This window comes from Hymenobacter sp. BT188 (assembly GCF_014333585.1).
Classification (GTDB): Bacteria; Bacteroidota; Bacteroidia; order Cytophagales; family Hymenobacteraceae; genus Hymenobacter.
The window spans coordinates 67,522-90,401 of the sequence record NZ_JACSCW010000007.1; the positions used below are offsets into that span (position 1 = coordinate 67,522).

Below are 22,880 nucleotides of genomic sequence, written 5' to 3' on the forward strand. Positions count from 1 at the left end.
ACTAATGGAAAGTATTAGTCTTAAAAAAATTACCAGTCTACCGCTGGAAACCCGGGTGTTCTTAAAAGTATATTTTGGTATAAACCATTTATAAGGTTTTGTGCTGAAATATACTTTTATTAGCAGTAGAAGATGTTTTTTGTGCTTTGAGTCCGTTAGCTGGTAAGCACCCGTCCAAGCCGTAATCAGCTTCACCGCCGTGGTCGGCCAAGATCCTCCGCTTCCGTCTGAAATGGAAGAAATTATAGATGCCTTTTCTTCCGCTGGAGGACCGACACCTGTCGGCTGGCACCCGATAGGTTCCCCCCTTGCTCCCCTACCAGCCGGAGTAGGTCTAGGACGAACAGAACCCAAGGTGCTGTCCCTGAAAATAGCTGGTCGGCGCTCAATTGCCCCCTCAGTTTATTCTTGATGGCGGGGCAAGGGCCAGCAAAGCCGGTTCAGAAAGAAAAGCGCCGCTTTGTTTCCGGCCCAGCTTCTTGGCCCCAATTAGGGGGAGTTTTAGGAGCAGACAGGAGGGGAGGAGGGAGGGTCCGTAATCCCATGACTTATTAGGTCAGCTACCGTGATGGGGCAGGAGCGCTCTTCTGCTCGCGGCTGCGCGACCCGCGGGGGCGGTAGCCCCTGCTTTTCGACCCTCCCGTTGGGCTCTACGGTGTAGCCTTCCTTTCTTACCCCGAGACGCCCTCCGGTGCTTGCCCCCGTATCCCGCGCACGAGGCCCTGGTAGGCGTGGATGAGCTCGACCGTGTCCATGCTGGTCGCCACGCTGTGGAAGCCTTGCCCCAGCCGCTGCCGGGCCCGCGTCCGGTCGGCATAGATGAAGCAGTACTTGCCCGCCGCTTGGCAGGCGGCCCGAATGCGCTGCAGCGCCGCCTGCATGATCTCGGCCTCAAACTGCGCCGGCACGCCCAGGGCGATGGACAAATCAAAGGGCCCAATGAAGAGACCATCGACGCCTTCCACCTGCACGATTTCCTCTACTTGTTCCAGGCACTCGCGGGTTTCGCACTGGGGCAGCAGCAGCGTCTCGCGGTTGCAGCTTTCTAGGTACGCCCCCAGGTCGCGGAGCTCGGGCGCGTAGGTGAAGGCCGAGGCCCGCGACGGGCCAAAGCCGCGCTCGCCCAGGGGCGCGTACTTACCGTATTGGACCAGGCGCCGGACCTGCTCCACGGTTTTGATGGCTGGAATCACCAGCCCCTGGGCGCCCAGATCTAGCAGGTTCATCACGGAAGCGCGGGAGGCCTCTTTGACCCGCACCAGCGGGGTGAGCCCATGGCGCTCGGCGGCCAGGATCTGGGCGGCGGCTCCGGCCAGGCTGCTGGGGCCATGTTCCAGATCGAGGACCACGTAGTCGAGCCCGGCCAGGGCCAGGCATTCGATGAGGGCGGGATCCCCGAGTTGCACGAAGGTGCCCAGCGTGGGGGTGCCCTGCTGGAGTTTAGCGCGTAGGTGGTTGAGCATGTAAGTCGGGTTGCGTGCGGTGTCTGGTGGTAGCCTGCGTAAGATGGCGATTTCGCGCCAACCCGTGCCCCGGCTGCCCCTCGCAGGTTCCCCACGCAGGCGGCCGCCCAGCGAGCGTAGCAAGGGTAGCCCCCTTCCGCCGGGGCTTTGAGAAACGTCAGTGGGTAAAATAGGTCCGGTTGGAAATAACCGCGCTAGGCACTTTTCTCGAGGGAGGATTTAAGAAACGTGACATGACAAGTCGCTAGACGCTGAGGTGTTCTTGTCTGGATACCGATAACGCGACTATGCATTGGTACTGGGTTGAGGTGGTCGGGTTAGGTGAAACAGAGTTGGGCGTTAGATGTAGGGGGTTGGTGTTCAAAGGTATGCGTACACTCATACCCTAAAGTAGAGTGTCGCCGCTGATGATTGTAGTAGTCAAAATACATCGCTAATTCGGCTTGAGCCTCGGCCATAGAAGCGAAAGCAGAACGGCCTAGGAGCACCTCGGTTTTGACCCGGGACCAGAGGCTTTCGGCCTGGGCGTTATCATAGCATTCGCCCCGGCGGCTCATGCTGCGCACCAGGTGCCGCTCGGTGAGCAGACAGCGGTAGGCGTTGCCATAATATTGCCCGCCCCGATCCGAGTGGACGAGGAGCCCCGCCGCTGGTTGCCGACTTAGTAGTGCCCGCCGCAAGGCCGTAACCACCAGTTGCTCGGGCATCGTGCCCAGCACCTGCCAGCCCACGACGCGTTTGGAGTAGACGTCCTGAAAAGCAGCCAGATAGGCCCAGCAGCCATTTTGCAAGGGCAAATACGTGATATCCCCAACCCAGACCTGGTCGGGCGCTGTGGGCTTTGGTCGGTCCAATAGGTGATTGGCCGCCACGCGCGGACCGTGCTCGCTTTGAGTCGTGCGCGGGACAAACGCCCGCGGTTGCAAGGCCACTAACTCGCGCCGGCGCAAGGCTTGGCGGATGCGATGACGGCCAATCGGGTGCCCTTGAGCGTGCAACTCAGCCCGCAGTCGACGCGTGCCATAGCGTCGCTTGTGCTGAACAAACGTCTGATACAGCGCTTGCTCCCAAGCAGGGGGCACCGCACAAACAGTCGCTTTCTGCTGCCAACGGTAGTAGCTGGCCACCCCTACGTGCAGTACCTGGCAGAGGCGGCGCACTGGGTAGTGTGGCGTTTGCGCTCGGATAAAGCGGTAGCGGCTCACAGGGTCGGTGGCATAAAGATGGCCAAGGCTTTTTTTAAGATGTCGCGCTCCTGCTGCAAGCGCCGGTTCTCGGCGCGCAGTTGGCGCATCGCCGCACTTTCGCCTTCTCCACTGCCTACCTCAAGCATCGGATGGGCGGCTTTTTGCCACTTATAGAGCAGTTTAGGGCTGATGCCCAACTGGCGAGCGGCGGCTTGCGTGCTCCGGCTCTCACTGGCTAAGCGCAGGGCCTCGGTGCGAAAGGCCGCATCATATTGCCGACGTTTGCGCGGCGCGCCGGCATTTGTTTTTTGCGTCATGACAGAAGGAAGATAATGCCCTTTTCTGTCTCACTTAATTAGACCCTCTCAGGCAGTACGTTCCGGGTCTAGTTCAACCGCTGAGAGGCGGGGCCTTTGAGGGCAATGAAGTGGAACACGTACCCACTACTCACCTCCAAGCCATGGCGGCCCGTACCAGTGCTTCTGCAAGGACCCTGCCCCCATGCACAAGGAGTCGGATACAGGCCATATGAAAAGCTAGGGTTTGGGGAGCTAGAGGGAAAGAATTGCATTTGGCTACCACCTGTGCAAGGGCAGTATGCTTTTATAGAATAAATATTAGCAATAGTATGGTGTTACTAAGATTAAGTTCTTTATTAGCTGCGGGCATAGGAAATATGTCAACTAATCACACAAAACATATGGGAAAACACTACTCACCTTTCTGCTTGCGATTGTTGCACTGGCCTAAGACGCTTTGTGGGCGCAAGGGTAGCCAGTGACCAGTAGAGCAGTAGCCCCCGCGAGCTTAATCCTGCCGAGCGGGAGTGTCGTTGTCCAAGACCGTTTGTATACAACTTCTACCGAGGCAGAAGGCCAGCCTTCTGTATCGGTACCTGCCCATGCGAATAGGTGAATGAATTCCTCAATCGGCTGGACAGGAGGGCAGTGGCGGAGGAAGGGCAATCACTTGATAATACAATCCGGGTGCTAGCTGCCCGGCTGGGGTCCGGCTGTCAGCACTTTTGAGTTCCAGCCGGGCAGCTAGCACAAGACAATTCAACTGCTCTAAAGGGCCTTGGGGGCCTAGTCAAATCAGTATAAAAAGCAATTGCCACGGCCCCGATACCACCGTGGGGTAGCGCAAACAAACCCTTATTCACTCACCAAACCAAAATCCACATGAAGAAAGCTTTACTTGCTAGCTTTGTTTTGCTGTTTGCGCTTTACACCCATGCGTGGGCCCAGACCAGGGCGGTAACAGGACGAGTGACCGATGCCCTCACCGGCGAGGGGATGCCAGGGGTGACCGTCCTGCTCAAAGGGACCTCCACGGCGGCGCCAACTAACGAACAGGGCACTTACAGCCTAAGCGTTCCCGTCGGCGAAGGGACGCTGGTGTTTTCCTTTATCGGCTACGCCCCCAAAGAGGTTGTCATCGGCCGCCAATCCACGCTGAACGTGAGTTTGGCAGGCGACACGAAGAGCTTGAATGAAGTAGTGGTGATCGCCTACGGGACGGCCGACCCGGCGACGTTTACTGGTTCCGTGGCCCAGATTGGAGCCGAGAAACTGTCGCAACGACCGGTGACAAACATCACCAACGCCATTGCCGGCCAAGCGGCCGGGGTGCAGGTGTCCGGTGGGTCCGGACAGCCGGGCTCCGGCCCGGAGATACGCATCCGGGGGTTTAGCTCCGTCAATTACGCCAATGACCCTCTCTATGTAGTGGACGGGGTACCCTATACGGCCGGTTTGTCGAACCTGAACACGGAAGATGTGGAGAGTATCTCGATTCTTAAAGATGCCGCCTCCACTGCTCTTTACGGTTCCCGGGCCACCAACGGGGTGGTGATGATCACCACCAAGAGAGGGAAAAAAGACCGGGTGCAGGTAAATCTGAGGGCTTTGCAGGGCGTCTCCTCGCGAGCAGTGCCCGAGTATGACCGCGTGAATGCGCAGCAGTACTACCCACTGATGTGGGAAGCCTACCGGAATAGTTTGATCAGCCCGACCGTTACCAGCGCGCAGGCGAGCCAACGGGCGACCAACGATGTCAAGGGCCTGTTGGGCTACAACCCGTTCAACGTGCCTAATAACCAGATTGTTTTGCCGGATGGGACGCTGAATCCCGAGGCGCAGCTGCTGTGGGAAGATGACATGGACTGGGAGAAGGCGCTGACCAGGGACGGGTCGAGGGCTGATTACACCGTGAGCTTCAATGGCGGGTCCGAGAAAAGCGACTATTATGTTTCTTTGGGCTACCTAAACGAGAAAGGGTACTTGCTCAGATCGGACTTCGAACGTTTCTCCGGCCGGATGAACGTCAACACCAACCTGACGAAGTGGTTCAAGGCGGGCGTGAACCTGAACTACACCCTCTCAAACTCCAATCAGGCGAGCACAGGCAGCGCCACGGGCTTTGTGAATCCTTTTTTCTTCAGCCGCGGCGTCGGGCCTATCTACCCCATCTACCAGCATGACCCGGCCACGGGGGAATATGTCCTGGACGCGAAGGGGCAAAAGATCTATGATCTGGGGGGCTCTTCTCCTACCATGACCCGCCCGGTGTACCCGGGCCGGCATATCGTGGCCGAAACGGAATGGAACAACTTTCTCTACCGGCGCAATGTGTTGGGCGGCCGAACCTACGGGGAAGTCACCTTCCTGAAGGACTTCAAGTTGACGGCCAACTTTGCCGCCGATATCACCAACTATGAAGAACAGACCTACGAAAACACCGAAGTAGGCGACGGGGCCCCGGCGGGCCGGGCGGGCCGGGTGCTGTATAACTTAACGAGCTATACGGCCAACCAACTGCTTAATTACAACAAGACGCTGGCGCAGGCGCACACGGTGGATCTTTTGCTGGGCCACGAAAATTACAGCCGAAGCCGGGATTACCTGAGCGGCTCCAAATCAGGGGAGATAGTCGCCGATAACACCGAGCTACAAAACTTTGGCACCACCAACAGTTTCAACACGTACTTGCAAGAGCATACGATCGAGTCCTATTTCGGTCGGGCAAACTACACGTTCAACGACAAATACACCCTTAGCGGGTCGTATCGGCGGGACGGCTCCTCCCGGTTTTATAAGGACGTGCGCTGGGGAAGCTTCTGGTCGGTGGGGGCCTCCTGGCGCCTGGACAAGGAAACCTTTTTTACCCTGCCCACCTGGGTTGACATGGTCAAGCTAAGGTCCTCCTACGGACAAGTGGGGAATGAGGAGATTGGTGATTATTATGGCTGGCAGGCCTTATACACCCTGGGCCGGAACAACGCCGCCGAGCCGGGCTTCTCGCAAGAAACCTTGGGAAACCGGGGGCTGATCTGGGAGAAGAACAACAGCTTTGACGCGGGGGTCGAATTCTCCTTGTTTAAAAACAGAATGAACGGTTCGGCGGAATACTTCAACCGGGAGTCCGAGGATTTATTATTTGAGGTGCAGCTGCCGCTTTCCAGCGGGGTAGCTAGCCGGATCGAGAACATTGGGGCCATGTACAACCGGGGCGTTGAGCTTCGGTTGGCTGGGGATGTCCTCAAAACCAAGGCTTTCACCTGGAATGTGGATGTAAACTGGACTACCTTCAAAAACGAGATAACCCGGCTACCCTACGAGGAGGTGGTGTCCGGCACCAAGAAGCTGAAAGTAGGGGAGGATCTGCAGGCATTCTGGCTACGGGACTACTACGGAGTTGATCCGGAAAACGGGGATGCACTCTACCGTGCCATCACCTACAATGAGAGCAACAGCAAGATCATCGGCTCCGATACCGTGACATCGAATGCCAACAACGGCCGGTTCCATTACGCCGGCTCGGCTATTCCCAAGTTCTCCGGCGGTTTCACCAACACCTTCACCGTCAAAGGCTTCACGTTGTCGGCCCTGGTCACCTACTCCGTAGGGGGCAAGTTCTATGATGGCCAGTATGCGACCCTGATGAACCACGGCACCTACGGCGGCGCCATGCACGAAGACATGCTAAACCGGTGGCAAAACCCCGGGGATATCACCAATGTCCCTCGCCTGCAAGTAGGAAATACGGTCAACCTAGCGGCGGCGTCAGATAGATGGTTAGTAGATGCTTCCTATCTGAACTTCCGGTCGGTGAGCTTGGGCTATAACATCCCGGCCAGCCTTACAACCAAGCTCAAGCTGCGGAATGTGAACCTCTTCGCCACCGGTGAGAACCTGGCCCTGGTATCCAGGCGCAAGGGCATGAACGTGGCGCAAACCTTCTCCGGCACCACGTCGGCAGTATATGTGCCCTCCAGGGTGCTTTCTCTCGGGATGAATCTTTCTTTGTAGTAACTGATCAGCCATGAAAAAGACGATATACAGCGCGTTGCTTGCCAGCGCTTTGCTATTTTCCTCCTGTGAGAAGGAGTATCTGGAAACGGCGCCAACGAATGCCGTAACCGAGGGAGACGTTCTTTCTACGACGAAGAACGCCATGGCGGCCTTGAACGGTATTCATCGGCTGTTGTATTCTCAGTTCAACGGGAGCCAGAACCAGGGTGGGGAAGGCTCAATGAAGATCATGATGGATGCCTTGGGAGAGGACTGGGTGCAGACGATAGGAACCAGTTGGTGGGCCGGGGAGCACAACTGGACGGCCCACCGGAACGCCACCTCTGCGACCACCTACAACCATGCCTGGTACTATTTCTACTACCGCATCATCGCTAACGCCAATATTCTCATCACCGGGTTGGATGCCGCGACGGGGCCAGCGGCGGAAAAGCAGATGGTGATTGGCGAGGCGTTGGTGTACCGGGCCTGGTGCCATTTTCAATTGGTGCAGGCGTTCGGGGAGCGCTACGAGGCGGGTAAAACAAACAACCAGCTAGGCGTGCCCCTGATGGTTACCAGCACGACGGAGGGCCAACCGCGAGCGACGGTGGAGGAGGTATATGCCCAGATCAACACGGATTTGGATACGGCCATTGGGTTGCTGACCGGCCTACCCAACCGACCCGCGAAATCTCACTTCAATGCAGCAGTGGCCAAAGGCATCAAAGCGCGGGTGTCCCTAACCATGCAAAACTGGCCCGTGGCCGCGCGGCTGGCGCAGGAGGCAATTCAGCAGAGCGGCGCTACCTTAATGAGCCGGACGCAGTATACGAGCGGGTTCAATAACATAGAAAACCCGGAGTGGCTGTGGGGAAGCAAGGTACAGGCGGATCAGACCAACTTCTTTTATTCCTTCTTTGCTTACATGTCCGCCAACTACAGCTCGACTGTTATCCGGCAGAACCCGAAGAAAATCAATTCCGTGCTTTACAACCAGATCCCCGCCACCGATATTCGCAAGGCGCTCTGGGACCCGACCGGAGCCAGTATTCCGGCCCCTCCCAGTGGGGTGAAAGTGCCGTATGGGCACAAAAAGTTTTTGGTGGCGGACCCCAACCTGAGTATTGGAGACGTGCCGCATATGCGTTTAGCCGAACTGTATTTGATCTTGGCCGAAGCCGAGGCCCGGCAAGGACTGGGCACGGCCGCCACCCATCTGTTCACGTTGGTAAGTGCGCGGGACCCGCAGTATGTGAGATCCACGCGCACGGGCCAGAGCCTGATAGACGAAATCTTATTCCAGCGCAGGATAGAACTGTGGGGAGAGGGTTTCCGGTTCCTCGATCTGAAACGCACCAATAGCCCTTTGGATAGAACGGGCAAGAACCATATCGCACAGTGGGCCTGGGCTATCACGGGAGGTAACTTCCGGGTTGAGGCTGGGGCAAAGGAGTGGCAATTTCTCTTCCCTCAGGCCGAGCTCAATGTGAACAAAGCGATTGAGCAGAATCCCCTGTAGCAATACGGGTTTTGTAGTGCTAGATACCCGAGATGCTATCCAGGTGCTTAACACCTTGGTTGGTTGAGCACCTGGATACATGGCGGTGGCCGGGTAAAGCAGGCCAGAGATGGGCCTTACCTTTCTGGAGTTACCGCCACTCCTCCTAAACCAATTAGACGGGGCGCATGCAGGATGCCGCCATTCGCGCGGAAACTTTGCGCTTGGCGAGTGAGAGTCGCAGCACGCAAGTGCTGCTGGACCGCGCTGCTTTCGCATCGGTAGGGGAGGCGCAGGTGGTACTGGCCACCTATTTTGATTACTGCAATCACCAGCGCCGGCACGCGGCGCTGGGCTACAAGTGCCCGCACATGTTTGAACAACAAGCCCTTCTAACGAACACCCCACTCTGTCTCACCTAACCCGACCACCTCACCGTTATTTGGTCTTGCCGGGCGGCAACGCGGGAAACAGGGCGGGCGCTTTCCGATGCTTCGTCGCTTGCTCGTAAGCAAAGGTGTACTGGATCAGCGCGGCCTCGTCAAAGGAGCGACCCAGAAACTGCAGGCCCGCGGGTAAGTTATCGTAGGTATAGCCCATGGGCACGGTAAAGGCGGGCTGGCCCGTATGGGGGGCAATCAGCTGGCTGTTATCCCCCTGATAGCCCTTCCGGTCCCCAACTTTGGCCGGGGGGTTATTCCAGGTCGGATAGACCAGTGCCCCGACCTGATAGCGATCCATCACAGCGGTCACCGCTTGGCGGAAGGCTATGCGTTTAGGATCCGTGTAGGCATCCGTGCAGGTCGTCGCGGTGGGTGCCTCTGCCTGCTGCTGGTGATACGACAGGTTCTCCGCGATGTAGGGGGCAAACTTGCCCGAGGCAATAATCTGCTGCAGGTTCTTCACTGGGGCCGTGGGTCCCAAGAAACCCAGGTAGGCGTTGATGTCGTGCTGGAAGACGGCACACCACTGGTCTTTGCTTACCTGCGCAAAGTCGGGAATCTGCACCGGGTCAATGATCTCCGCGCCCGCTTGGCGCAGATCGGCCAGGGCTTGCTCGAACAAGGCTTTGACCTGGGGATCGGGCTTTCGTTCACTCAAGGTGCGCAGCACCCCGATCCGGGCTCCTTTCAGCCCATCCTTCCGCAAGAACGGCTGGTAGCCCGCTGGTGGGATTTTGCCTTGGCTGTACTTCGTTAATGGGTCCGCCGGGTCGTAGCCGGCCATCACCTCCAGCAGCCGCGTGGCATCGGCCACCGTGCGGGTCATGGGTCCGCCCGTATCGTTGCGCAAATACAAGGGGGCAATGCCGGCCCGGCTTACTAGTCCCAGCGTCGGCCGAAAGCCCACCAGGGCCGTGTGCGAAGAGGGGCCCCGGATGGAGTTACCCGTATCGGTGCCCAGGCCAACGGTGCCCAGGTTGGCGCCTACTGCCGCCGCCGTGCCGCCGCTGGAGCCCGCCGGCACATGCAGCAGGTTATAGGGGTTGAGCGTCTCGCCCGCGAGGGAGCTAATCGAGACCATGGGGCTAAAGGCCCACTCGGCCATATTCGATTTAGCTAGTACCAAGGCTCCAGCTCCTTTCAGGCGGTCGACGACGGTGGCGTCCTTTGTGGGTATAAACCCTTTCATCGCCAGCGAGCCAGCCGTGGTCTGCAGGCCCACCGTGTTGTAGTTATCCTTGACAATAACGGGGATGCAATGCAGGGGCCGCAGCTTCTTCGTTTTCCGGTATTCCGTATCGAGTTGCCGGGCCGTTTCCAGGGCCTGCGGGTTGGTCAGCACCAGTGCGTTGAGCTTGGTGGGCTGATCATAGGCCTCGATGCGCCGCAGATAAGCGGTGACTAATTGCTCGCAGGTGCAATCCCCTTTACGGAAAGCCTGATGGATTTCTGCAATAGTCGTCTCCAACAGGGGAAACACCTCCTGGGAGGCATGGGGGCTCGGAGCCGGGAGAGGGTAGCCCGCGTGGCCGAGGGCACTGGCTAGGAGCAGGAACAAACCAATACAGAGGAAACGGCGCATGCGACGAGGAGAAAGTAGTAGGGGAGAAGCTGTCTCGTTGCCCTAATATAGGTAGCCGACCCTTTTTCCTCGGCTGTTTACTGGGCGGGGCTATGCGCGCGCAGCGCCGCAATGAAGTGCTCGACTGCTTCGGGCGGGGTGGCCCAGGAGGTAATCAGGCGAATGGCGGCCTGCTCTGCATCGATGGGTTTCCACACGTAAAAGCCAAAATCGGGCGCGAGCTGCTTAATCACGCGATAGGGCAGAATGGGAAAAATCTGGTTGGTAGCGGAAACCGTCAGCAACGAATAGCCTAGCTCCTCCACGGCCTGCACCAGGCGCTGCGCCATGGCATTGGCGTGCCGGGCCAGGGTCAGCAGCAGGTCATCCTGCAATAAGGTTAAAAACTGGATACCGAGCACCCGGCCCTTGGAGAGCAAAGCGCCCCGCTGCTTGAGGTGGTACTTGAAATCGGGCTGCAGGACCGGGTTGGTAATCACCAGGGCCTCGCCCAGCAGGGCGCCACACTTGGTGCCGCCCAGATAAAAGGCATCGGTCAGGCGGCCAATGTCGGCCAGGGTGAGGTCGTTGGAGGCGGCCGTCAGCGCCATGGGTAAGCGGGCGCCATCCAGGTACAACAGCAGGCCATTCGCCTGGCAATAGGCCGACAAGTCCGTGAGTTCCTGCCGGGAGTAAATCGTGCCGATTTCCGTCGGATTGGAGATATACACCAGGCGCGGCCGGACCGTATGGAAGGGCGGGCTTTTGGCCAGCAGGGGGGCCAGGTCGGCGGGCCGGAGCTTGCCATCGGCCGTCGCGGCGACTTCAATTTTGTGGCCGGTGGCTTCGATCGCGCCCGCTTCGTGCACGCAGATGTGGCCCGTCTGCGCGGCCAGGACCGACTCGAAGGGCTTGAGAAAAGCGGCCATGGCCAGCAGGTTGGCACTGGTGCCGCCGGCCACCAGGTGGATGTCGGCCGTGGGATCCGCCAGCTTCGCCTGCAGCAGGGTAATGGCCTGGGCCGTAAACGTATCGGCACCGTAGCCCGGCTGCTGGCTCCGGTTGCTCTGGGTGAGGGCCGCTAAAATGGCGGGATGGCAGCCTTCGCTGTAATCGTTGGTGAATAGATACATGCTGGATAGCGCCGCGGCGGATAAGGGCGAGTAAAGAGTGAGCAAAGGTAAACGAACAGCCTATGGTACACTGCCTGCGGAGAAGGTACGCGAACGACGCCCTTAGCAGACCGTATGCCTTTTATAGGGCGAGCGCTAACCAGCCGCGTAGCGTCCCTAACGTGTCTATGAAAACGGTCCATGAAGTAAACGGACGGGACGATGGGGCTGTTCTGCCTCACGTAGGGCGCCTTCCCTGACCAGTCCCACCCAGGTGGTACCGACCATGCGCCCTATCTTTACCGTCCCTCCCTTCTCCTTTCGACGCCATGCGCACCTATAACTGGGCCATCCTAGGTTTGGGCACCATCGCCCATAAATTTGCTGAGAGCTTAGCGCTCGTCCCGCAGGCGAGGCTGCACGCGGTGGCCTCGCGCAGTTTGTCCAAAGCCCAGGGCTTCGCCGGACGCCATGGCGCGGCCCATGCCGTGGGCAGCTACGAGGAGCTGCTGAAAGTACCCGGCATCGACGTGGTCTACATTGCCACCCCCCACTCCGAGCACCACGCCCACTCGCTCTTGTGTTTGCGCGCGGGCCTGCCCGTGCTCTGCGAAAAAGCCTTTGCCCTTAACGCTGCCCAAGCCCAAGAGATGATCACCGTCGCCCAAGAGCAGCGGGTGTTTCTGATGGAGGCCTTCTGGACCCGCTTCTTTCCCGCCGTCACCAAAGCCCTGGAGCTGGTGCAGGCCGGCGTCATTGGGGAGGTGAAGCACCTAGTGGCCGACTTTGGCTTTGCGGCGCCCTACGAGCCCCAAGGGCGGCTATTCAACCCCGCGCTGGCGGGCGGCTCCCTATTGGACATTGGCGTGTACCCGCTCTTCATCAGCCAGCTGTTCCTGGGCGAGCCCCAGTCCGTGCGGGCGGTGGCGACGCGGGCCGGCACCGGCGTAGATGTGAACTGCGCGATGGTGCTCGCCTACGCCAGCGGGGCCACGGCCAGTGTGTTTTCCACCCTGGCCGCGCCCACCGACAACCAGTGCATTCTCTACGGCACGAAAGGGCAGCTGCAGCTGCTGGGTCGGTTTCACGCGCCGGATGGCGTGCGGCTCCAGCTAACGGGACAGCCGCAGGCGCAGGAGATGCCTTGTGAGAAGCAGGGGCTGGGCTACCACTACGAAGCGGAGCAGGTGCAGCAATGCCTGAGCCAAGGGTTGCTCGAGAGCCCCTTATTGCCCCTGGCTTTTAGCCTCGAACTCATGCAGCAACTGGACACGGTGCGCGAGCAGATCGGGCTCCGCTATCCAGGCGAGTAATGGCCTTGGTTAAAAGTTTGGTACAAAGGTTAAACGGTTTGCCCAAAGGTGTACCCCTGTCTGGTAGTTCCAAGTGATTAGTTCCGTCCTTTTCGCCGTTCCTCAAAGACATTGCCGTCACTGACGTAGAGCTTGATCCGATTCCACTTACCGGTGCTATCCTGCACAAACTCGACGTGCGCGTTGTCATCTAGCACAAACCGGTGGGGGGCAATCGGCCTAAGTTCGGTAACTAAATTGCCCGCGTCGGCATTTTTGCAGAACAGCTTGTTGCCAGTCAGGTACATCGTTAGCGGCCCGTAGGTACCGGTGTACGGCTGCAGTCGGCTCACCGGCACCATAGCCGCCGGGCGCTGGGCTACCAGCTCGTCCAGTAGGTAGTCCATTTGCCGCTTTTCCGGCTCGCTTGAAGCCGTTTGGCGCTGGGCGCGTAAGGCCAACTCTCGGGCTTTGGCCAGGGCCTGCCCGGCTTCCACTTTCACATCCGGCACCACTCCGGTACCCTCCCAGTCGGTGCGCGTGACCGGGTTCAGCGAGCGGGCATACGGGATGGAAACTGCGAACCCCTGTCCCACCGACACCGGCCTGGTAGGGTGCGCCCCACCGCCCGTGGTTTCGCCTACCACCATGGCCCGCTTGGTCTGCTGCAGGGCGTAGGTGAAGTCTTCGGCTCCCGAGAACGTATCGTGGCTGGTCAAAATATAGACGGGCATCGACAGCGTGAACGGCACCTTCGCCGGGTCAGCATAAAACACGGTCGTGTCGTTGGTAGACCGGTTAATCAGGTCGTTCAGGTGGGTCTTTTCCTGGAAAAAGTAACTCTCTAGGAGATTCACCATTTCCGGGCTGCCGCCCCTGTTTTGGCGCAAATCAATGATGAGGGCAGCCGTGTTGGCTAAAAACTGTAAGCCGGCGCTGATCGTTGGTTTAGCCCCTGTCAGGTCCGGCACGAAGCCGGTGAAGGGGAAGTAGCCGATGTTGCCGGGCAGCACCTCCACCTTCTTGAAGAGGTAGTTATTGGCTTTCCAATACTTTTGGGCGTGCGCCAGTTCTTCGGCAGTCGGCTGCGGACTGACGCGGCTGTTCTTTGCCAGCTCCGGATTGTACTCCACAAATAAATGCGGGTCGCGATGGACTGCTTGGAGGTCCGCCTGCAATTGCTTCGTGACGCGTTTTGGGTCGGTCGCCAACGCGGCGTAAACGTTCTGCTGGGCCTGGGCTAGCACGTACGCGCCCATACGCTGGGCTTGTTCGGGAAAGATGTAGTGCTGCTGGAGGCGCAGGGCCACCGAATCCATCAACTGGGGGATGTTCACGGCGGGGGCTCCGGCGCTTTGCGCCTGGCAACAGGAGGGAACAACAACGGCCAGCAGCAAGGCTAACAGGCGAGGGTGATGCATAGTAAGGGATGTGAGAGGGCTACATTCCGAGCAGCCATTAGTACGAACTATTTCGTAGATGCAAGTGTACGAAATAGTTCGTAGATACTTCTGTTTCATTTGCCAGTTATTTCTACTGCTAGCACACTCAGTTGTTCTCTTGCTTGTGCCGCTACCTCACCCAGGAATAGGCGCCACAGGCAGGGACCAAAAAGGTACAGTAGCCGTTGCAGAACTCCCCGCTTGGCCTCGTAAAGTAGTTTCCCGCGCTCGCAAACACCCGAAATTGCTACTTACCAAGCATTTTTAGCTGCTTGACGCCCGCTCAGGCAGCTTTTCAGGGGCTTCGCTGAGTTCTGCAACAGCCACTACACCTTGCCGGCTCCCACCAATCGGTGGCGGTTGTGCCAGTAGAAATAGGGCCAGCAAGTGGAGCCACTTCGGCATCGTGCTGGCCCCACATTGTTGACTTAGTCGATACGTTCAGCGATGCTCCCGACAGCAGGGCGAATGACTAATAGGTCGATCCGAGCCAAACGAAGGAATGACTGGCTGAAAAGGGGGCTACCGCTTACTTGTAAAGGCGAGTTCGACTTAGAAGGGAATTTAGGGGAATACCCGCTCATTTGACGTATGGGCAGTATTTGGGATCAAGCTGAGAGCAATAGCGAACTCGTCATTTAACCTTTGTACCAACCTTTTAACCAAGGCTGTGACCGGGGCTGGCAACGTCGTGTTCTGGGTGACGGCTTGGGTAACCCCTCGGTATTTGCCGCGCCTCTATGGCCAGCACCTCAACCGGCTCGAAGGCTACCTGCGGGAACTCAGCGAACCAGCTCCCTAGCTTAGCGCTTTGGCTCCTTTACCATCTAACGTTATAAAACCAGCTGCCGGGTAGCCCTGAAGCATCACTCTTTCAGGTAAATAGCACCGCTAGAATTGGCTGAATCACCCGTTTTTGGGGAGTATCTTCCCTACTTTTTAATACTGGGCTTTTCAAGGTTTAGCTTATGAGTGCGTCTATTAGCAAAGCTATTTATAGCTGCTTAGCGCCGCCGCACTAAACAATCTTATCCCTCTAGCTAACAAAGAAGCCCCCCAATGTAAAACTAGGGGGCTTCTTTACCCGGTGCAGCCCTTTAGTCGAGGAGGTAGCGCAGACCCAGCTGGGCGCGCCAGCGGCTGTTCAGATCCGTGTTGTTGAAGAACGTCTGGTTGCCGCCCCGGAACTGGTACGTGGGCGTGTTCGAGGTGGCATTCGGGTAGGCGACTTCGATGAATCGGTTGTTGGCAAACGTGCGCCGGATGCCCCAATCGGAGCTAATCAGGTTACCTAGGTTCTGCACGTCGAGGCTTACCTGAAACGTGTGCTTTTTGGCGCTGGTTTTCACCGAGAAATCCTGCAGAATCTTCGCGTCGAGCTGCGTGTACCAGGGGCTGATCGCGCCGTTGCGCGCCGTATAATCGCCCCGGCGCTCGGAGAGGTACTCGTCCTGGCTGATGTAGGCATTCAGTTGCTCCCACTGCTGGGCGGCCGTCACGAGCACGTTGCCCTGCGCGTCGCGGATGTCTACTAGGTTGATCTGGTCGCGGGTCGCGGGCACTTTGAGCAAGTCGTTGCCGGGAATGCCGTCGCGGTTTAAATCACCGGCGTACGTGTAGGAAAAGCGGTTGCCCTGAGCGGCCTCGAAAAAGAAGCTGATGGTGGTCGCCAGCTGGTCATTGGCGTAGGCGAAGCGCTTACCGGCGGCCCCAATCACGCGGTGCTGCAAGCCAAAGTCGCTGAAAGCCAGCCTTGGATCGTTGGCGTTGCCCACCACGGGGTTGCGCTGGAAGGCGTCCGCCGCGATTTCGCCGGGGTTGGAGGTCACGTCCTTGGCTTGCGAGTAGGTGTAGGCGGCCTGCACGTACAAGCCATTGGCGAAGTCTTTCTTCAGCTGGCCCGTCAGCGAGAACTGGTAGCCCCGGTTCGTGTTTTCCAGCACGATCACGCCGGCATCCAGGAAGCTGAACTGCCCGTCGGGGCCGTTGAAGCCGGGCGTAATGCGCGGACCGCTAGCCGGGTAAATCAGGCGGTTGTCAAACCCGTCCAGGCGCTCAGTGGGCGTCACCAGGTTGTAGTTGCGGTGAATAGCGGCGTTGCGGTCTTTGGAGTAAATGCCCTCCAGGGTCGCCACGATACCGCCGGGCAGCTCCTGGTCCACGGCCAGGTTGGAGCGCCACACCTGCGGGAAGCGGAAGTCGCGGGCCGTACCGTTGATCTGGAAGGTGTAGCCAGGATCAAACTGGGCGTTAGAGGCCTGGTTGCTGATCCACACGAACGGAATGCGGCCCGTGAAAATACCCGTGCCCCCGCGCAGCTGGGTGGTATACTTCTCGCCGGTAATCGAGTAGTTGAAGCCCAGGCGGGGCGACCACAGCGGCGTCGCCTTCGGAAACTCCGTCACGTCGACCGTGGCCGGCTGCCCATCCGAGTTCAGCAGCGGCGCATTCAGAATCTGCTGGTTTTGCGCTACTTCGGTGTTATAAATAGGAAGATCGGCGCGGATGCCCAAGGTCAGCTTGAAGGCTGGGGTCACGTTCCACTCATCCTGGGCGTAAAGACCCAGCTGGGCCACGTTCACATCCACTGACTTTATCCGCCGGGTCGTGCCGGCTTGAGCAATGGCATTTAGGTCCACAAAATCCGGATTCGAACGGTCGGTTACCTGAAAAAAGCGGTCTACATCCAGTCCGCCGAAGAACGGGTAGCCGTAGCGCTGCAGGTTGAAGTCATTCACGAAGGCAAACCGCTCATACGTGACCCCACCGGTCAGCACATGAGCGCCGGCAAAATAGCTCAGGTTGTCGGTGAACTGCAGGATATTCTGGTCCAGGCGGTTCTCCGCCGAAAACTGCTCGGTTCCCACCGACACGTACGTGGTGCCGTTGCGGGTGAGGTCAATCTGCGGGAAGAAGGGCGCGTCGGGCAGCTCGCGGAAGTCGCGGAAGGCCGAAAAGCTCAATTGCGCCTTATTGCTGAGCTTTTCCCCAAGACGGGAGTTCAGTTCCCCTACTACTGAATTCAGGTTGTTGTTGATGGTATAACCCGAATTGGAGTACTGCAAGGTATTCACCCCCTGTACCCGCGACGAAGGCGCAATGGCAATCGGGTGGGGACCCTGCTCCCGGTAGCTCTTCAGGTAATTGTAGCGTAGCGAGAAAGCGTTTTTAGCGTCAATATTCCAGTCCAGCTTCGCCAGGAATTTATCGCTGTACGTGCGGTAAGTGAAGTCGCCGAAGGAGCCGGGGTCGTAGCCGTACACATCCAGCAGGCGCTGGCGAATGGTGGTCAGGTCGCTTTCCAGCACGCGACTTACGCCGTCGGCCTGGCCATTGAGCGCGGCCTGGGCTTCGGCGGGGCTGGCGGCGGGCCGGAACGTCAGGCCGGGGTCGTCGCGCCGGGTGATTTCGGCGTTGGTAAAGAAGAACAGCTTGTTCTCAATAATCGGCCCGCCCAAAGCGAAACCCGTCTGGTTGAACTTCAGCTCAGGGTTGCGCACGGTTACGTCGCCCACCTTCTCCCCAATGAAGTTCTCATTGCGCAGAAACGTGTAGACTGTGCCGCGAAAGTCGTTGGTGCCACTTTTGGTCACCGCGTTCACACCGGCTCCGGTAAAGCCACCCTGGCGCACATCATAAGGCGCGAGGCTCACTTCCAGCTGCTCAATGGCATCCAGCGATACGGGCTGGGAGTTGGTTTGCCCCCCCGGCGTGGGCGCGTCCAGCCCGAAGGAGTTGTTGAAGATGGAGCCGTCAAGGGAGAAGTTGTTATAAAGCGTGTTGCGGCCGCCGAAGCTCAGCCCGCTGCTTTGGGGCGTGAGACGGGTAAAATCCTCCTGGGAGCGGCTGATGGTGGGCAGGGTGCGGATGGCGGTGCTGCTGACGTTGGTGGAAGCACCCGTCCGGTCCTTGTTGATCTGGCCGTCGCGGTTGCCTTTGACGACCACCTCCCCCAGCGCCTGGGTGCCTTCCATTAGCGTCACATTGCCCTCAAAAGTTTTGCCCAGGGCCAACTGGATGTCGTTGCGGGAGTAGGGGGAATAGCCGATGAACGAGATTTTCAGCTCATATGGGCCCCCAATACGCATATTGAGCAAGTCGTACTGCCCATTGGAGCGGGTGGCAATGCTGTAAATGGTGCCCGAGGGCAAGTGCGTGGCAACTACGGTTGCGCCCGGCAGGGGCTGGCCAGTGGCATCCGTCACGACACCCTTCATGGCGGAGGTAGTCACGCCCTGCGCCTGTAAGGTGGTGCTGCTAGTGAAAAGCGTAAAGCCTAGCAGTAGAAACAGTAGAATTCTGTTTTGCATAAAAGAGCTTTTTTATTTATCAAAGGCGTATCCGCTGAATTTCGCCGCAAAATTACCGCAACTTTTCGGTACTACTCAGCGAAGATTAATTACGTTTTAACCCATCGTTAAGATATGAAAATGATTGGTAATGAGTCTATTAACTCAATGTTAAGTTTTCTAAAAAACTTGCACAGATAAGCCTGCCCAGCATATTCACGCGAGGAAGAAAGCCGCTTTGCTTATCAAGCTACTTATGGCATAAATAGCTAAAGCTGAACAGTTAGTTTTACCGGAGCAGCCACCCGGTTGATTGGCTGGCGTCCGGCTGTCTTGAGCAGCATTCGAATGGCCTTTTTGGCTGCTTACAGCCGCCATCCTCAATAAACCCGTTGGAGTGTATGCCGTTAGCCGGACTCGGGGCAGAAACGCGGGAGGCGCTGCCCCGAGTCCGGCGCGCTTCGCACGGAAACGTACCACGCCCCTTACCTGGAAGTAATATCCAGGCCGCATCTTTGCACGGAAAAAATGGCACTGCGCGCTGGTGAGTGGCGTGCGTGTTTCCTTTTCGCTGAACCCCGGTGCTGCAACGCCGGGGTTTTTGTTGGCGGGTGGTGCCATCCACACCCCTGACCGCGGCGGACTGTGAGGATGCACAGGAATTCCCCTGACCATGCCAGTGGTTCGATGACGCCCGATGGGACGACCTCCGTGCCTCATGGCCAAGGCAGCCCGTAGATCAGAAGGGCAGGAAACCAAGCTATTGCCGCACCTCAAGGGCGCGAGCTGCAACAGTTATGGGGCCTTTCCCTCTTGTGAAGGTTGGCCTGCGTATCTACCTGCGCGAGTACCTCAGTACGATTTCTGCGCATCGGACACCCACTGCTGCTTAACTCCCCAGCGGGTATTCGGCATGTCAGATGCCACCAGAATGAGCGTACCCCCAGCGGCTAGCTCTTCGTGGGTGAGCCAGTTACGGTCCAGCGGTTTGCCGTTGAAGCGGGCTGCCTGAATGTAGCGCCGCTGGGGGGCAAATTTCTCCACCTGAATGACAAGCTGTTTCTTCGCCGCCACCTGAACCTTCACCTGCTGGAACAAGGGCAGTGAAAGGTAATAAACCGGCGAGCCCACGCAGGCCGGCATCAACCCGCACGCCGTCAGCACGAACCACCCCGACATGGCTCCCGCGTCGTCGTCCATGGTGCGCAGGTAGGCCTGAGGCTGGTTCTGATAGATGCGCCCTATGTACGGGTCGATACCGCGGCTGTTATCGTTGAAATAATGCTGTACTACTGTATCGACGGCGAGCGTATGAAGCAGGGCCTGAGATTTCCAGGGCTCCTGGGAGGCATGATAGAGCGCGGGGGCGTGCAAGTCGGTTTCGTTGGCATGGTTATAATAGTCGCCGGCGAAGAACGCATCGAGCTGCTGACGATAGGCAGCTTCGCCCCCCATCAGCGCCATCAGGCCTTTCACATCAAAGGGCACGGCCCAGCGGTACTGCCAGATGGTACCCTGGTACATGCCGCGGGCCGGCAGCTTGTCCACGTCCGGTGCCGTCATGTCCTGAAAATCCTTGCGCCAGAAGTCTTTGTAGCCCAGCGCTTTTTGCCGGTAGTGGGCGCTGAGCTTCTTCTCCTTGAGTTCGGAGAGGATTTCCGCCAGCGCCCAGGCATCATACGACGACTCCAGCGCCTTATCGGGGTGCGTATAGTCCAGGCGGTTCACTTCCTGAATCAGCGAGTCGCGGATGCCGCGCAGATCCAGCTTATAGCCCTTACGGTAGGCGTCAAGGAGCACCACGATGGTGTGTTCCGTGCGCACCGTGGGGGACGGCTCGTGCTGGGTGGCAAAATCTTTCTTACCGAAGCGGTAGAGGTTGGCAAGCGAAGCAGCTATGTGCTGAAATTCAGCGGGATACGCAAGGGAAAGCAGCGGCAGCTGGGTGTGATAATTGTCCCACACGGCCCAGCCGTTGTAGATCGGTACGCGGGATTTTTGCTGAGTACCGTTGATGGCCTGGTAGCTCCCATCGGCCTCCGACACGACGTAGGGCGACTGCAACGTCCGGTACAGCAGGGAGTAAAACAGGTTCGAGCGGGCCGAGTCGCCCTGCACCTGCACCCGGCTCAGCAGCGTGTTCCAAGCCTGGCGGCTTTGCTGCCGGATCGTTTGAAAGGACTCCCGCCGCATACTGGCCTTCGCGTGCGCCGCGCTAACGGAGGAAAAAGCCACCCGCACTTCCACCTCGGTGGCCCCACCCGCCGGTAGGCGGGCAATCAGCTGATGCGCGCCGGTGGCTTCCCACTGCACGGGCTGGCTTACTTCCAGGTAGTAGAACAGGCGATACCGGCCAGCATCACAGGTGGTGGCAGCTTCAATCCAGCCGCTGAGCGCGTTGCCCTGGGTGCGGTGCTGCTCCTGCTGGAAGCGTTTGACGAATGAGTGACTTAAATCAAAGTACATGCCTCGCTCGCCCGCTGGAAACGAGTAATGGTGGAGCCCAAACTTCTGCGCCACTGTCAGCTCGGCTTTCTGACCGTTGGCGAAGGCGACGCCGTAGTAGCCCGGCTCGGCGTGTTCCGTGCGTTTCAGTAGCTCGGCGTCCTGGGGCCCGCGGCCCATAAACGGCTTGACCAGCAGGTTACCGCCGCTACCCATGCAACCCACGCCCTCGAACCGGTTATGGGTGAAGCCCAGAAATTTGCGGGCCAACTGCTCGTAGCCGGTATGCGTGTTCGGGTAGGTCTGGGGCCCTAGGCTAACCATGCTGAACGGATACGAGGCCGCGGGCGAGAGCTGCCCATGGTCGCCGGAAGAACCCAGAAACACGTTGACTTGCTGGACCGGATCAACGGTCTGGGCGCTTCCCAAGCGGGGTAGCAACCCCAGCACTACCCACCAGAAATACTTCATACCAGGTAAAAGAGAGTTAAGGGTCCAGCGGATCGTAGGGGTCGGGCTGCCGGACTTCGGGTACAGCGGAATAGGTATTTTCCTCCGGGGAGCGTTTTTGCAGGTCCCGGTACGGCACATAGCCGAGTTCTCGGCGGCAACGCTCGGCCATGCCCAGGATATAGCTGCTCTGCGCCGGGTCCGTCACCGTCAGCAGAGGCCGGTCGGTGGGGATGCCAAAGGCGTAAAGAAGGCGAAAGGTGTTGCGCAGGTTGGTGGTGGTGTGGCGGGCATAGGGCTCAATAATCACGGCCGCTTCCGGGATGCCGAGCGTTTCGATCAGGTACTTTTTCATCTCCACCGCCTCACAATAGGGCGTTTTGTTGGGATGCACATGCCCCCCGGACACCACCAGAAAGGGCGCGAGCCCCTGCCGGTACCGGGCGGCGGCCAGCCGGCACCGGTACGCTCCTAAGGTATCGAGTGCTACGCCCGGCTGCTCGGGTCCCAGCCCCGGCACCAGAATGGCGCTAAACGGGTAGCGGGCCCACGGCGTGCTAGCCACGGCAGCATAAGGGGCGGCGTTCAGCCCCGCCTTCAGGGGTTCGTAGCGCACTGCTTCGTGCCGGTCGTTGAGGCGCAGGGCCAGCAGGGCGGCGTGCAGCGGCAGGGTATAAAACGCCGTTGGGCGGCGGCGCTGCCCGATGCTGAGCGGTAGCATCGCCGCCCGCACCTGCTGGGCGAGAACCGCGTCCTGCCGCGGGAAGCTCGACGAGTCGATGGCCGGGTAGCGCGGCTTCTGGTTGGCCATATACACCTGCAGCATGCGGTTGAGCCCCAGAGCCGCATCACGCCAGGCCAGGCGCAGCGCAGCGGTGTCCGTTTGGCTTGCGTAGAGTGGGTAGCTGCCCGTCTCCTTCAGCAGCGGGGCCAGTCCGGTTCGAACCGCGATATTTTTGGAATAGGTATTCACCAGGGCATTACCAACCACCTGAATTTCCTGCGGCTTCCAGCACAGCGAATCGGCGTAGCGCTTCGCATCCGCTTGGTCTCTGCCGAAGGCCTGGTGAGTGCGCGCGGCGTGGTGGCGGGCCACTGCTCGCAGGGCTTTGTTGCTGCCTACCAGCCGACGCAGCCCCGCTTGATTTTCCAGGAGGGAGAGCAGGGGAAAAGCTTTGGCGACCAGCGCCGAGTCGGCGTAGGCGGCCGGCGGCCGGGGGAAGGAAGCCTGCCCTAGGCAAACCGACAGCCCCCCGCAAAGCCAAGCCAACAACCCCAGAAAAAAGCCCCCCCAGTGAGCGGAGCGGAGGGGACACTCCGGAGGCATCCGTTTAAGTACAGCAGGTCGTTTTGCCATGGCAATCTAAAAAAAGCACCGTAGCCGTTTTTAACCGCTACGGTGC

At 58.8% G+C, this 22,880-nt stretch carries 14 protein-coding genes; 5 read left to right on the forward strand and 9 right to left on the reverse strand.

All coding sequences use genetic code 11. The features are described 5' to 3' along the window. Positions 1-671 precede the first annotated feature (671 nt). The 3 genes from H8B13_RS18360 to H8B13_RS18370 all read right to left on the reverse strand — a co-directional run bounded on the left by H8B13_RS18360 (position 672) and on the right by H8B13_RS18370 (position 2,967). On the reverse strand, positions 672-1,463 hold the full coding sequence (locus H8B13_RS18360) for an HpcH/HpaI aldolase family protein (protein WP_187312288.1): 792 nt from the start codon (positions 1,461-1,463) through the stop codon (positions 672-674). Between the two features lie 317 nt (positions 1,464-1,780). Then, positions 1,781-2,668: an IS3 family transposase gene (locus H8B13_RS18365; protein ID WP_187312351.1), complete on the reverse strand. Its 888-nt coding sequence runs from the start codon at positions 2,666-2,668 to the stop codon at positions 1,781-1,783. Then, positions 2,665-2,967 (reverse strand): transposase, encoded by a 303-nt coding sequence (locus tag H8B13_RS18370; protein WP_187312289.1) that lies wholly within the window; start codon positions 2,965-2,967, stop codon positions 2,665-2,667. The genes H8B13_RS18365 and H8B13_RS18370 overlap by 4 nt, the downstream gene beginning before the upstream one ends. An 864-nt stretch (positions 2,968-3,831) precedes the next feature. Between H8B13_RS18370 and H8B13_RS18375 the strand changes: the two genes are divergently transcribed. The 3 genes from H8B13_RS18375 to H8B13_RS18385 all read left to right on the forward strand — a co-directional run bounded on the left by H8B13_RS18375 (position 3,832) and on the right by H8B13_RS18385 (position 8,865). Then, complete coding sequence (locus H8B13_RS18375) at positions 3,832-6,960, forward strand: SusC/RagA family TonB-linked outer membrane protein (RefSeq protein WP_187312290.1); 3,129 nt, start codon at positions 3,832-3,834, stop codon at positions 6,958-6,960. 13 nt (positions 6,961-6,973) lie between these two features. Beyond that, entirely contained in the window at positions 6,974-8,464 is a 1,491-nt protein-coding gene (locus H8B13_RS18380; RefSeq protein ID WP_187312291.1) for a RagB/SusD family nutrient uptake outer membrane protein, read from the forward strand. A gap of 167 nt (positions 8,465-8,631) precedes the next feature. Continuing rightward, positions 8,632-8,865 carry an integrase core domain-containing protein gene (locus H8B13_RS18385; RefSeq protein WP_187312292.1) on the forward strand — a complete coding sequence of 78 codons (234 nt, stop codon included), beginning with the start codon at positions 8,632-8,634 and terminating at the stop codon, positions 8,863-8,865. 16 nt (positions 8,866-8,881) lie between these two features. Here H8B13_RS18385 and H8B13_RS18390 read toward each other — a convergent pair whose 3' ends face one another. Further along, a complete protein-coding gene (locus tag H8B13_RS18390; RefSeq protein WP_187312293.1) occupies positions 8,882-10,468 on the reverse strand; it encodes an amidase family protein in 1,587 nt (528 codons plus the stop codon). Positions 10,469-10,545: 77 nt separating this feature from the next. Continuing rightward, a complete protein-coding gene (locus H8B13_RS18395; protein ID WP_261990447.1) occupies positions 10,546-11,625 on the reverse strand; it encodes a threonine aldolase family protein in 1,080 nt (359 codons plus the stop codon). Positions 11,626-11,888: 263 nt separating this feature from the next. Here H8B13_RS18395 and H8B13_RS18400 point away from each other — a divergent pair, with 263 nt between their 5' ends. Further along, on the forward strand, positions 11,889-12,872 hold the full coding sequence (locus H8B13_RS18400) for a Gfo/Idh/MocA family protein (protein WP_187312294.1): 984 nt from the start codon (positions 11,889-11,891) through the stop codon (positions 12,870-12,872). A gap of 77 nt (positions 12,873-12,949) precedes the next feature. On the opposite strand, the gene H8B13_RS18405 is transcribed toward H8B13_RS18400, so the two are convergent. Then, positions 12,950-14,272: a S41 family peptidase gene (locus H8B13_RS18405; protein WP_187312295.1), complete on the reverse strand. Its 1,323-nt coding sequence runs from the start codon at positions 14,270-14,272 to the stop codon at positions 12,950-12,952. 691 nt (positions 14,273-14,963) lie between these two features. Between H8B13_RS18405 and H8B13_RS21365 the strand changes: the two genes are divergently transcribed. Next, complete coding sequence (locus H8B13_RS21365) at positions 14,964-15,095, forward strand: hypothetical protein (RefSeq protein WP_261990448.1); 132 nt, start codon at positions 14,964-14,966, stop codon at positions 15,093-15,095. A gap of 295 nt (positions 15,096-15,390) precedes the next feature. Here the strand turns inward: H8B13_RS21365 and H8B13_RS18410 are convergent, their stop codons facing one another. The 3 genes from H8B13_RS18410 to H8B13_RS18420 form a co-directional block, all read right to left on the reverse strand. Further along, on the reverse strand, positions 15,391-18,603 hold the full coding sequence (locus H8B13_RS18410) for a carboxypeptidase regulatory-like domain-containing protein (RefSeq protein ID WP_187312296.1): 3,213 nt from the start codon (positions 18,601-18,603) through the stop codon (positions 15,391-15,393). Between the two features lie 831 nt (positions 18,604-19,434). Continuing rightward, complete coding sequence (locus H8B13_RS18415) at positions 19,435-21,498, reverse strand: glycoside hydrolase domain-containing protein (protein ID WP_187312297.1); 2,064 nt, start codon at positions 21,496-21,498, stop codon at positions 19,435-19,437. Positions 21,499-21,514: 16 nt separating this feature from the next. Beyond that, positions 21,515-22,834: a YdcF family protein gene (locus H8B13_RS18420; protein ID WP_187312298.1), complete on the reverse strand. Its 1,320-nt coding sequence runs from the start codon at positions 22,832-22,834 to the stop codon at positions 21,515-21,517. Between the last annotated feature and the right edge of the window lie 46 nt (positions 22,835-22,880).